The organism is Congregibacter sp. (assembly GCF_045107095.1).
In the GTDB taxonomy this organism is placed as follows: domain Bacteria; phylum Pseudomonadota; class Gammaproteobacteria; order Pseudomonadales; family Halieaceae; genus Congregibacter.
Map to the genome: position 1 here is coordinate 1 of NZ_JBGCFU010000113.1, position 12,775 is coordinate 12,775.

Below are 12,775 nucleotides of genomic sequence, written 5' to 3' on the forward strand. Positions count from 1 at the left end.
CGTGCCCCGTTTGGGGTATGCCGATTTACTGGTCTTCGGTAGCTAGGGCTTTGATTCGGCGCTGCTCAGCGTTGTAGATCTCTAACCAGTTTTTAGGTTCTGCACTTGGTTCTTCGGTCAAGCGCTGCAGGTGAGCTCCTATGCCCCAGCGTCGAGACTCGGAGAGCCCCTTTTCGCTGATGCGCTCGCTAATGACATCGGATTGCCCTGGAAGATAAGGAGCTGTGTCCTCGGAGAATATTGCGGGTCCCTGGAAGTGCTGCTTGCTGGCGATGTCTGCTTCAATATCAAGAGACGACTGCTGGCACTGCTTAACACCTACGGTAAGCGCTCTTTGGATGTTGATCATGCCCTTGCCTTGGGTAAACGGGGAGTAGGCATACCGGCCGTCTTTCTCAATGGCGGGCTCAGCGCTCGTTATCAGCATGCACTTTAATTCATCATTCCCAAGGTCGGGCTCTATCTGCAGCATCAATGCTACAAGTCCCGACACTAACGCCGTGGCTTGAGACGTACCCGTCATTACAAACTCGCCGCTTTGCAAACGAAACTCCGGTAGTTGCTCGCTCAGGGTTGAGCCCGGTCGCATGATCCCAGAAATGTGCCCGCCCATGGCGACAAGGTCGGGTTTGATATGACCCATAGGAGTAGGGCCTCTTGAAGAGAAGTCAGGAACAAAGTCATCGTTTCTATCCTCTTCGGTCCATGAGTCAGTCACTGCGCCCACAGTAAGCAAGTAAGGCAGGTTGCCTGGAGAACCCACGGTCATCGGCTCTGGGCCTTCATTACCTCCGGCGGCGGCAATGAATATTCCCGCTCGCCAAGCTTGCATGAGAGCCTGATTAACAGGATCGTCCCAATAGGGCCACCTAGGCCTTGCTGCGAACGACAGATTAAGAACGCGGATGTTCAAGCGTTCCTGATTGTCCACGACCCACTGCACACCTCTTACAATATCCAGAAACCCAGCCTTGCCCGATTCTCCAAAAGCCTTGACCACAGCCAGCTTCACATCGGGCGCTATTCCTCGATAACTCGGTAGCGATGTGCCGGGTCGTGTAACCTCACCACTGCGTGCCAGCACACTCGTCATGTGCGTGCCATGGCCGCTCTCATCAAAAGCAGCTTCGACCTCTGTCCCGGCAATAGCGTCGTAGCGCGCAATCACCCGTTCGTGGCCCTGGGTGTCTAAGCTGAGTTCAGGATTAGCTTCCCATAGCCCCGAATCCAGTACCGCCACCGTGATGCCGCTGCCGGTAATGCCGTGGCTATGCAGCAATGCCGCGCCACTCACCGTCGGGTAGTAACTGTCCTGCGAGGGCGCCGAGTAGCTTGGCACCAACTCGGCGATGCAGTCTTCATTCACACGAGCCTGCAGTGTCAATTGGCTTTGGAGTGCCGCTTCGTTACCGGAGGCGTTCTCAAACGTGAAGTGCACCTGTGCTGACTGCTCTCCAGCAATATTAAGTGGCTGCTGATGTCGCCACACAACATCTCGTGTTTTGTCGGGGTTGTTCTTGATGTCGAGATCGAGATCGAGGTCGAGGTCGAGACCGATGTCGGGGGCGAGGTTGACGGCGCTGGAGTTCCAGCTCGCGGACGTCAGCTCACCCAGTTCCGGCGGCCAAGCCAGGCTTCCCTGTGTGATTGCTAGGGGTTGGTCTGACTTGTTAAAAAGCCGCCAGGTTGCGGTATTGCCATTCCATTGAAGTTCGATCGAGGATCTGAGCGGGCACAGCCCCAGATCCGGAGCCTCGGGTTCTGGCTCCCAGGCAAGATCATCAATGACTCTCTTTATACCCGGGGTGTTTTTCTTGATCGCTGCGAGCTGTTCAGCGCTCATCTGCGCGCCAATGGCGTTGATGATGGGTAAATGGTGGGTAATGACAGCACCGTGTTCATTGATGCTGCGGGTGATGCTATCTAGATCGGATCCCTGCAGCATTACTAATAAGTCGCTGCTGCTGTTATCTGCAGTGCCTCCGAAAGCCCCGAGGCTAATCGACGCTATGAAAGGGACTGCAACGAAGAGAGGCTTGAAGCTACTCCGCGGGAAGCATCGGCGCATCGGTGCTATCCCTGCGAATCCCGTACCCGTTGAATTATCTCCGAATAATCCTGAGCGATGGCGTTGGGGACGTCTTCGGGGTAGAGGGGGCGCGCAAAATAGAATCCCTGCATGAGGTCGACGCCGCGTTTGGCCAGATAAGCCAACTGCTCTTCGGTTTCGATGCCCTCTGCGATGGAGCGCATGTTCAATGTTTTCGCCAGCGCGATAATCGCATCGACGATGGCGGCGCCATCCGCACTGTTCATGTCTGCAACAAAGCTTTGATCAATCTTCAGCGTGTTTATGGGGAATCGACGTAAATAGCTAAGTGACGAATAGCCAGTGCCGAAATCATCAACTGCAAGATCCAGCCCCAGGGACTTTAGCTGCGACAGCTTTAAGATATTGCTCTCACCATCGGTCATGATCGCGCTCTCGGTGAGTTCCAGTTCCAGGCGCTCCGGGTCCAGACCCGAGCGAGACAAGAAGCCTTTTACGTAATGCAGTAGGTCTGGCTGGTTGAACTGCAGCGGCGAAATGTTTACGCAGACTCGAAAGCTAGCGAGTCCGATAGAATCCCAGTAAACACAATGCCGGGCGACTTCTTTAAGTACCCATTCACCCAGTTCAATAATCTGGCCGGTACTCTCTGCGACTGGAATAAAATCGCCCGGAGAGATCATTCCACGCTCGGGGTGCTTCCATCTCACCAGCGCTTCAAGGCTAACCACCGAACCGGTTACGGTTTCTACTTGTGGCTGATAGCGAAGCTCGAGTTGATTACTGCGCATGGCTTCACGGAGATCTTCCTCGAGCTTAAGGTGCTCTACCGAGCGCGCGTTCATCTCTTCGTTGTAAAAGCGGAAGCACGCGCGACCATCTGCTTTAGCGGCGTACATGGCGGTATCAGCGTTACGCACCAGGCTGTCGGCGTCTTCGCCGTCCTGAGGATACATGGCAATACCAATGCTTGGCGTCACGACCGGGTTGTGAGTTTGCAGCGGAATCGGCTCTGAGAGGGACTGCATAATCCGGCGAGCTATTCGCTCTACGTCATCTGTATGCTGGACATCCGCAAGTACTACGGTGAATTCATCGCCACCTAAGCGGGCGATCTCCGTGTTGCCATCGTGTTCTTGCTCGTCTTCTGCACTCGCCTCGGTGTAATAGCTAATCGCATCATCTTCTCTGAGCTCATTGATCAGGCGCTTTGAGATCTCAACAAGCAGGCGATCCCCGCGACCGTGCCCGATGGAGTCGTTAATGCGCTTAAAGTTGTCCAAATCGATAAACAGCAGTGCAGAGTAGGTATTCAGACGCTGAGACCGCTTGAGAATGCGGTTGAGCTGTTCGTTGAAGCTTCTTCGGTTGGGCAGGCTGGTTAAGGGGTCGAAGTACGCAAGGTAGCGCAGGCGATCTTCTTGCCGTTTCAAGGAGTTAAACGCATTGCTGGCTCGCAGCATGTATTGAACATCCCGCCCTAGTAGCGACCAGTTGACCGGTTTGGTTTTGTACTGGGTGGCGCCCGCATCAAAACCATCATCGATGGATTTTCGATCGTCCGAGCCCGTCACGATCATGATAGGAACGCTCTCGCCCTGGGGCATGGCCCTAATACGGCTACATACCTCTAAGCCCGTCATGCCCGGCATTTCTACATCAAGAAAAACCAGATCAGGGCGTTCGCGGACAAATGCGTCCAGCGCTTCATGGCCGTCAGCGGCTTCGACCACGATCATGCCTTCGGATTCCAGGCACTGGCGGCTTAACAATCGCACATTCATGTCGTCATCCGCGACGAGAATCTTTGCGCGTTGCCCCGGCTGGGTAACCTCGTTGGACATAAGATTGGATCGTTATGGAAGATGTGAAAGGCTATCATTGTGCCGTGCTAATGCCCAGCATTCCGAAAGGGCGGAGACGACGAATCTTGCGGCTCTGTGCTACTATTTTTTTATTGATATCCTCATAGGTTCAGCATGACTATCGCCTCCGATCGTCTGCAAGCGATTCGCGAGCAGGTCCAACATCACCTTGATAAAGATGCTTCAGAGCAGCTGTCTCCGGAGCAGAAGCGCGTACTTGTTGAGCGTATCAAGGAGCAGCTCACCGCTCACAACGCGGTGATTGTTGCCCATTACTACACCGCACCCGAGATTCAGGCGCTGGCGGAAGAAACGGGCGGCTGTGTGTCTGACTCTCTCGAAATGGCACGTTTTGGCCATGATCACCCTGCAGAGACGCTCATCGTCGCTGGTGTACGCTTTATGGGAGAGACTGCGAAGATCCTCACTCCACAAAAGCGCGTGCTTATGCCTACGCTCGAAGCCACCTGCTCTCTTGATTTGGGTTGTCCCGCGGACGAGTTCTCGGCTTTCTGCGATGAGTATCCAGATCGTCAAGTGGTGGTTTACGCAAATACCTCAGCGGCAGTGAAAGCCCGCGCTGATTGGGTGGTGACCTCAAGTATTGCTCTGGATGTCGCTGAACACCTGAATGCGAAAGGCGAGAAGATTCTTTGGGCGCCGGATCGACACTTGGGTGACTACGTTCGCCGAGAGACCGGCGCTGACATCGTGATGTGGGATGGCGCGTGTATCGTCCACGAAGAGTTCAAGGCCCGAGCCCTTGAAGACCTGAAGCGTGTCTACCCGGACGCTGCGGTACTCGTACATCCGGAGTCTCCGCAAAGCGTTGTAGAAATGGCTGATCGTGTGGGTTCTACCACGCAGATTATTAATGCCGCACGGGAGATGGATAACCCGCAGTTTATTGTCGCAACGGATCAGGGGATTTTCTATAAGCTTCAGCAACAGGCGCCGGATAAGCAGTTCATTATTGCTCCGACCGCCGGCAATGGGGCCACCTGTCGCAGCTGTGCGAATTGCCCCTGGATGGCAATGAACGAACTGGAGTCTCTCGCTAAGGTGTTTGAGCAGGGCGATAACGAGATATTTGTTGATGCTGCCCTGGGAGCGCGAGCGATGCTGCCGTTGCAGCGGATGCTTGAGTTCTCCGCAAGTCGTGAAGCCTCTCGACGATAGCTTTGCTTAGGGGTTTTTTCCTCAGGACTCCAGCATTTCTTTCATTTCTGCAACGTCGTTAAGTCGCTGATTAATTTTTGCGCTGGTGGTGTAGTCGTTGCGAACAAGATCCAGCGCGTAGCGGAGCTGTTTTTCCGCCTGATCAAGAATACCGTTGAGAATAAAGTATTCGGCTCGGGCCTGATGGAGCCCGATAATATTGCCTGAGAGTCCCTGGACCTCGGCGAGTAGGTACCAAAGATAGGGGTCGTTGGCCTTGCGCTTGCTCTGCTCGAGTAGCACCTGTTCGGCGATATGCGCCTGCTGGTCCTGCATAAGTGCTTCTGCATAGGTCATCGTCAGCGGATGATTGCGCGGATTCAGTTTCAGCCTCTTAGCCAGTTTCTCTACGGCGCGATGGGGCTCGTTTTTTGCCATATCAATGCGCGCATCCGCAATGATGTACTCGAGTCGATCAGGGTCTGCGGCCCACAACGAATCCAATTCCAAGGCTGCCTCATCACCGCGACCCGCATCGGTTAGGGCCAGAACCAGTCCATAGCGGGCGGCGGCGGTTGAGCGAGGGGAGCCATCAAGCTCCTTTCTAAACTTGGCGGCGGCTTCCTCTGGGGTGTCAGAGAGTTGGTTGACGACGCGCGCACGCATCAATTGATAATCAAGCTTTGCCGGCCGGATTTGCTTTGGGTACTGCCTAGCGCGGTTTCGCGTGTCCGCAATACGGTTTTCTGACAGAGGATGAGTTCGCAGAAACTCAGGAATTCGACTGCCCGTGGCATAGCGGGAAGCTTGCATCATGCGATCGAACATTGATGAGGCGGCATGAGGATCCATTCCAGCGTTAACCATGGTCTGCATGGCGACGCGATCCGCCTCTGCTTCGTTACTGCGTGAATATCGCAGCGCCGAGTCTTGCGCTGCTGCCTGAGCAGCCGCAAGTGCTGCCATGCCAGCGTCGCCTCCAGCGGTTGCCATGAGGACGAAGCCGGCGAGCATGGCGGCCAAAGTGATGGGTTGCTGGGTTTTTGCGAACTCGACACGACGGGAGAAATGTCGTTGGCTCAAGTGAGCGATTTCGTGTGCTATTACCGTGGCGAGTTCGTCTTCGGTCTGAGCGTGCAGAAGTAATCCGTTGTGGATACCGATGACTCCGCCGGGAACGGCAAAAGCGTTGATGGCGGAATTGTCTACGACCACGAGCTCTAGGCGGCGGTCCTCTAGTTCGCTCTCGGCGGCGAGCTTAAAAATCAGGTCTTCGAGGTAGCTGAACAGCAGGGGATCGTTGACGGTTGCCACCTGGCTGCGAAAAACGCGCAGCCACGCCCGTCCCAGTTGGTACTCGTACTCTGCAGAGAACAGACTGGTACTGGACTCTCCGAGGTTGGGGATTTTTAGTTTTTCCGTGCGCTGGGCGTTTGCAGGGTCTGTGATGCACAGCAGAGCCGCCGAAATCCAGACAATGAGGATTCGGTTCCAGAATTGCGGATCCCGTAGGCCGCGCATTGGTTTGGTGGCGATCATCAGCATGCAGTATTCTACGCGAGTCAGCGTGTCGTCGATTTGCCGCGGGTGAATTATTCCTTTGGACGATATTTTGGCGAAGAAGTTCTCTACAAAACGCGTCGTTTTGGGCGCACGAGTTCTAATCACTCTTTAGTACAGGAAGCGTTTCTTTGAGTAGCGAACAAGCATCTCATTCAGGAATAGGTCATGATGCGGATGCTCATGTGGATGCCCGGGGGCATCGTTGCCCCATGCCTCTTTTGATGGCGAAACGTGGCCTTAACGGCCTGGACGAGGGGCAGACACTGTTTTTGATGTCGACGGATGCGGGTTCACAACGGGATTTCGAAGTGTTCGCAAAGCAAAGCGGGCATGAGGTACTGGAATCCCTCACTGTGAACGATGAATTTCACTTTCTGCTGCGTAAAAACTGAATATGCTGGAAATTCTTAATAAGTGGTACCAACGATATCTCTTCGAAGAAGAGTCGGTACTCCTGCTCGTACTCATACTACTTTCGCTGGTGTTGCTGGCCACCATCGGAGATATTCTCGCGCCGTTGTTGGCGTCCATCGTTCTGGCTTACTTGGTGCAGGGTGTTGTAAACCTGCTGTGTCGACTGGGTCTGCCTCCGTGGTTGGGCTTTTTTCTTGCGTTTACCGTATTCATGGGCGCATTTTTCGCTGTCCTATTGGGATTGTTACCATTGGTATGGCGGCAATCTATCGGCCTGATCACAGAAGTGCCTCGGATGGTCGATCAGGGGCGCGATCTCTTGGAAGTGCTTCCGGGTCGCTATCCAGATGTTTTTAGCCAGACTCAGATTGATCAGCTTCTCGCTGGGATTCAGGGAGAGATAGCGGGTTTCGGTCAGAAAGTCGTGACGATGACGCTGGCGCGCATCCCGGGGTTTATGACTCTGTTGGTGTATGTGGTGCTTGTGCCGATAATTGTGTTTTTCCTACTCAAGGACCGAACGCAGATTACCCGTTGGGTCGCGGCCTTTTTGCCAGAGAAGCGTCCATTGCTGAATCGTATTTGGGACGAAATGAACGTGCAGTTCTCGAACTATGCGCGGGGCAAGATGGTCGAAATTATCATCGTGGGCGCTGCGAGTTACGTGTGCTTTACGGGCCTGGGTCTGCGCTATGCCGCGCTTCTTGGGTTGTTGGTGGGCTTGTCGGTAATCATTCCCTATATCGGAGCCTTCATCGTTACCGTACCGATTGCGGCAGTGGCACTGTTTCAATGGGGTTTCACATCGGAATTTTATTGGGTCCTTGCGGTCTATCTTGTTATACAAATGTTAGACGGTAACGTGTTGGTGCCCTTATTGTTTTCCGAAGCCGTTAATCTTCACCCTGTTGCGATTATCGTGGCGGTGCTGTTTTTTGGCGGTATTTGGGGTTTGTGGGGCGTGTTCTTTGCCATTCCCCTCGCCACCTTGATAAAGGCTGTTATTAACGCCTGGCCAAAACGGGAAACCGTCGCTTTAACCGATTCACTATCGAACCCTTTAACTGACTCTTCATCTAACCCTTTAACTGACTCTGCGGAGTAACACCATGCAAATCCGTATCACCGCAAAGCGTGCGGTGCAGGGAAGTCTGTCTGCGCTATTTGGCCTTTTGGTTGCCTGCGCAAGTCCTGAACCCTCTTCACCATCGACTAGCCTTGTTCAAAGCCCCAATGATCGCTTTGCGTACCGCTTGATCACCTTGGATAACGGTCTTGAAACGCTCCTTGTCTCTAACCCCGATACGCCTAAGGCCGCGGCGTCGCTCGACGTGCAGGTTGGCAGCGGTGACAACCCCGCAGAACGCGGTGGTTTGGCCCATTTCCTGGAGCACATGTTGTTTTTGGGTACCCAGAAGTACCCCGATGCAGCGGAGTATGAGCAGTACGTGACTGAGCATGGCGGCAGCAGAAACGCCTACACCAGCTTTGAGCATACCAACTACTTTTTTGACATTGATGCCGAGCATCTCCCGGGCGCCCTTGATCGCTTCGCTCAGTTCTTTGTATCCCCGAATTTTGATGAGGCCTATGTCGAGCGCGAGCGAAACGCGGTCGAGGCTGAGTATCAAATGGGCCTTAAGAGCGATTCTCGTCGCGGTCTGGATGTTCTTCAGCAATCAATGAATCCTTCTCACCCTTTTAGTCAGTTCGCCGTGGGCAGCCTGGAGAGCCTGGCCGATCGACCTGACGCGAGTGTTCGCGATGATTTGCTGAAATTCTACGAGAAGCACTATTCAGCGGACGTCATGCGCTTGGTGATTCTGGGGCGTGAGCCTTTGGATACGCTTGAGGATATGGCGACGGGGATGTTTTCGGCGGTACCCAATCGTGGTGTGGAGTTAGAAGCGATTGATGAGCCGCTGTTTGTCGAAGCCCAGCTTCCCATGCTGGTGAAGGTCAAGCCTCAGGGAACTCTGCGTCAGCTCGAAGTGAATTTTCAAATTCCTGATTACCGCGCCGAATACAGGGTAAAGCCCATGACCTATGTGTCTAATCTTCTCGGGCACGAGGGCGAGGGAAGTCTGCTCTCCATGCTCAAGCGGGAGGGTTTGGCTGATGGCCTGTCGTCGGGTACGGGTTTGAGCTGGCGGGGTGGCGCACTTTTATCGCTCACCATTAGCCTTACGGAACAGGGGGTTGCCGAGTATGAGCGTGTGCTGCAGGGAGTCTTTGCATACCTCGAGCTCCTTCGTTCGCAAGACCCTATGGAGTGGTTATATCAAGAGCAGGCCGCCGTGGCTGCCTTGGGTTTCCGTTTTCGAGAGCCTTCTGCGCCTATGGGATACGTGAGTCGCCTGAGTAATGCGATGCATTACTACGCGCCTGATGATGTACTTCAAGGACCTTATCTGATGAGCGACTTCGACGCGTCGATGATAAAAGGCGCGATTGGAGCCTTGAATCCAGATATGGCACAGGTGGTGCTGACAGCTCCGGAGGTCACTACCGACCGAGTCTCGCCTTACTATGGTGTCCCCTACAGTACGCTCGGTCCCGAGGCACTCATGCTATCTCGCTGGAAGGCTGGTGATGTTGATGGGCTGCACTTCCCCGCGGCTAACCCCTTCATTGCGGAAAATGTTGAGCTAGTTGCGATCGCCGATGACAACCCCGCGCAGCCCGAGCTTTTGTTAGACGAGCCCCGTAAGCGATTATGGTTCAGGCAAAGCGAAGACTTTCGCGTGCCTAAAGGTGCGATGTATGTGAGTTTCCGATCGCCCCTGGTGGCGGCATCAGCCGAACAAAAAGCAGCCTCTGCACTTTATACGCGCATGGTGAATGATGCGGTGCGTGAATATACCTATCCAACACTTCTCGCGGGAGTGGGCTTTAACTTTTACAGCCACGGGCAGGGCATCAGCATGCGAGTGAGTGGCTACAGCGACAAACAGTTCGACCTGGTTGAAGAGCTGCTAACAAAGATTTGGGAGCAAGAGTTTGACCCGGCACGCTTCGAGCGGATTCGTCGCAGCTTGGTTCTGGGACTGCAGAACACCGTGGCACGACGTCCGACTTCGCAGCTTATTGATGACCTGCGTAGAGCGTTGAGCACGGGATCCTACGACGAGAAAGATCTGATTGCCGCTCTGGAAGCATTGGATGTGGAAGCGCTTGATACCTACCGCGATGAGTTCTGGAAGTCCGTCAAAATCGAGGGCATGTTGTACGGAAATTACGTCCGAAACGATGTTCAAACGATGTCGGATACCCTGGACGTGTTGCTGCAAACCGGCGACGGTGCGTCTGCACTAGCGCCCGAGGTGCTGCGTATCGCGGAGGGTGATGCTTTAGAGCTTCGTGCCCAGATCCAACACAATGACGCAGTAGTGGCCTGGTACCTTCAGGGCGAAGGACAAACCTGGCGTGATCGCGCAATGGTGTCGCTGACGGCGCAGATCACCGAGTCAGGGTTTTTCCAGCAACTTCGAACAGAGCAGCAGTTGGGTTACATCGTATCCAGCTTTGCCTGGCCACAATATGACGTTCCAGCGCTAATGTTGTTGATTCAATCGCCTTCGCATTCCGCGGAGCACGTGTACTCCGCGATGCAGCAGTTCTTGCTGGATACCGCGAAGGACATTACCGAAGAACAGTTTGATCGTCACCGGCAGGCTTTGATTAATGCAACGTTAAAACCACAGGAGAATCTCGGTCAGCGCGCAGAGTTTTATTGGCAGTCGCTGGCTACCCGGGAGTGGGACTTTGATAGCCCCCAACAAATGGCTGCGGCAATCGAGTCGATCAGTTACGCAGACTGGCAGCAGGCATATCGACGGATGTTCCTTGAAAACCGGCGTTCATTGTTGGCTTTGAGTCCAGGCGCAAAAGGTCTTCCGTCGGAGGATGGGGCTAGCATTTTCGAAAGCCCCGAAGCGCTCCGCGAAGGTCGCGAAACTCTGACGATTGATCTTGCACCGTTGTAATGGGGTGGAGTTGCTCCTTGATTAAAAAAAAACCGGGGTAACTCCCCGGTCCATCCCTTAAGTTTTAAGCCTCAGCGCAGAGAGCCTATTCACGCTAAATCGGTCCTTTGAGGCGCTCCTCTATAAAAACCGCTGCGTACCTTTGAGGTCCTTTAAGGTTCTCTAAGGTCCTTTGAGCTTCTTTTTGGTTCTATAATAGAACTTATTGCGCGTGATGCAGGGCTTGTGTACAAAATTTAGACACCGTATTATCGTCCTCGACGCGCTCGGGTCATCGTTTTTGCTCGAGTAAATTCTAATAAAGAACTAACTAGTACTGCTTAGGTGGATCCGAGAGGGTGATTCCTGAAGCTAGTGCGGGCGGGACATTAGACAATGATCGACGATAACGACCCCATCGAAACCCGGGAATGGCTTGACGCGTTAGACAGCGTGGTACGAGAGGGCGGCGACAGCCGAGCTCGCTACCTCATGATCCAACTGGCGAAGCACGCCGTCGACACGGGTGTTCCCCTTCCCCCGTCGATTACTACACCGTTTAGAAACACCATCAGCCCTGAAGACGAGAAGCCCATGCCCGGGGACTTGTTCATGGAGCGTCGAATTCGCTCCCTGATCCGTTGGAACGCTTTGGCCATGGTTATGCGCGCGAATGACAACGACGATGGCCTTGGCGGACATATCAGCAGCTTTTCATCATCGGCGACCTTGTACGACGTGGGCTGTAACTATTTTTTCCGGGGTACTGAAGACGGCCATCCTGGAGATCTGGTCTTTTACCAAGGACATAGCGCTCCTGGGATGTACGCTCGCTCTTACCTTGAAGGGCGTCTCGATGAAGACCAACTGGACAACTTCCGTCGCGAGGTCGATGGCAAGGGACTGTCGTCTTACCCCCATCCCTGGCTAATGCCCGATTATTGGCAGTTTCCCACGGTATCCATGGGCCTTGGCCCCATTCAGGCGATCTATCAAGCCCGGGTAATGAAGTACCAGGCTGATCGCGGCCTTCTGGACCAGAAGGATCGCAATGTTTGGTGCTTCATGGGAGATGGGGAGTGTGACGAGCCCGAGTCACTAGGTGCTATTTCCCTTGCGGGTCGAGAGAAGCTCGGCAACCTCATTTTCGTTGTGAACTGTAACTTGCAGCGCCTCGATGGCCCAGTCCGCGGCAACGGCAAGATTATTCAGGAACTTGAAGGTGTCTTTCGCGGTGCCGGCTGGGATTGCCTGAAGGTGATCTGGGGGCGCAAGTGGGATCCGCTCCTGGAGCGTGACGAGTCTGGAATGCTGCAAAAGCGTATGGACGAAGTCTGCGATGGCGAGCTCCAGAACTACAAGTACAATGGCGGAGCCTATACCCGCGAGCACTTCTTCGGGAAGTATCCCGAGTCTCTGGAACTCGTAAAAGATTTATCAGACGACGACATCATGTACCTTAATCGCGGTGGACACGACCCTTACAAGGTTTATGCGGCCTACGCCAAAGCTGCGGGGCAGTTCGACCAGCCTACAGTGATTCTAGCTATGACCGTGAAAGGCTACGGAACTGGTGAAGCGGGCGAGGCGAGCAACGAAACGCACTCTCTCAAGAAGCTGAATATGGAATCCCTGAGGGCGTTCCGCGATCGTTTTGCGATTCCCATCGATGATGAGGATTTGGCGTCGGTGCCTTACTACAAGCCCGACGAGAATAGCCCGGAAATGCGCTACATGCGCGAGCAGCGTCGTAAGCTTGG

7 protein-coding genes and 1 pseudogene are annotated in these 12,775 nt (G+C 54.1%); 5 read left to right on the forward strand and 3 right to left on the reverse strand.

Annotated elements, in window-relative coordinates:
• Window positions 1-25: 25 nt before the first annotated feature.
• Entirely contained in the window at window positions 26-1,945 is a 1,920-nt protein-coding gene (locus tag AB8B76_RS14045; protein WP_405273413.1) for a S8 family peptidase, read from the reverse strand.
• A 128-nt stretch (window positions 1,946-2,073) separates the two neighbouring features.
• The gene (locus tag AB8B76_RS14050) at window positions 2,074-3,894 is read right to left on the reverse strand and encodes a putative bifunctional diguanylate cyclase/phosphodiesterase (RefSeq protein WP_405273415.1); all 1,821 of its coding nucleotides are present in this window, start codon (window positions 3,892-3,894) and stop codon (window positions 2,074-2,076) included.
• A 135-nt stretch (window positions 3,895-4,029) separates the two neighbouring features.
• Here AB8B76_RS14050 and nadA point away from each other — a divergent pair, with 135 nt between their 5' ends.
• Window positions 4,030-5,094 carry a quinolinate synthase NadA gene (nadA, locus tag AB8B76_RS14055; RefSeq protein WP_405273416.1) on the forward strand — a complete coding sequence of 355 codons (1,065 nt, stop codon included), beginning with the start codon at window positions 4,030-4,032 and terminating at the stop codon, window positions 5,092-5,094.
• Between the two features lie 21 nt (window positions 5,095-5,115).
• Here nadA and AB8B76_RS14060 read toward each other — a convergent pair whose 3' ends face one another.
• Window positions 5,116-6,618 (reverse strand): M48 family metalloprotease, encoded by a 1,503-nt coding sequence (locus AB8B76_RS14060; RefSeq protein ID WP_405273418.1) that lies wholly within the window; start codon window positions 6,616-6,618, stop codon window positions 5,116-5,118.
• A 146-nt stretch (window positions 6,619-6,764) separates the two neighbouring features.
• Here AB8B76_RS14060 and AB8B76_RS14065 point away from each other — a divergent pair, with 146 nt between their 5' ends.
• The 4 genes and pseudogenes from AB8B76_RS14065 to aceE form a co-directional block, all read left to right on the forward strand.
• Window positions 6,765-7,028 (forward strand): sulfurtransferase TusA family protein, encoded by a 264-nt coding sequence (locus AB8B76_RS14065; RefSeq protein WP_405273419.1) that lies wholly within the window; start codon window positions 6,765-6,767, stop codon window positions 7,026-7,028.
• A gap of 2 nt (window positions 7,029-7,030) precedes the next feature.
• Window positions 7,031-8,155 (forward strand): AI-2E family transporter, encoded by a 1,125-nt coding sequence (locus AB8B76_RS14070; RefSeq protein WP_405273421.1) that lies wholly within the window; start codon window positions 7,031-7,033, stop codon window positions 8,153-8,155.
• Between the two features lie 4 nt (window positions 8,156-8,159).
• Window positions 8,160-11,036, forward strand: a complete 2,877-nt coding sequence (locus AB8B76_RS14075) for an insulinase family protein (RefSeq protein WP_405273422.1) — start codon at window positions 8,160-8,162, stop codon at window positions 11,034-11,036.
• A 375-nt stretch (window positions 11,037-11,411) separates the two neighbouring features.
• Window positions 11,412-12,775 (forward strand): annotated as a pseudogene (aceE, locus tag AB8B76_RS14080) (pyruvate dehydrogenase (acetyl-transferring), homodimeric type); the annotation flags it as partial.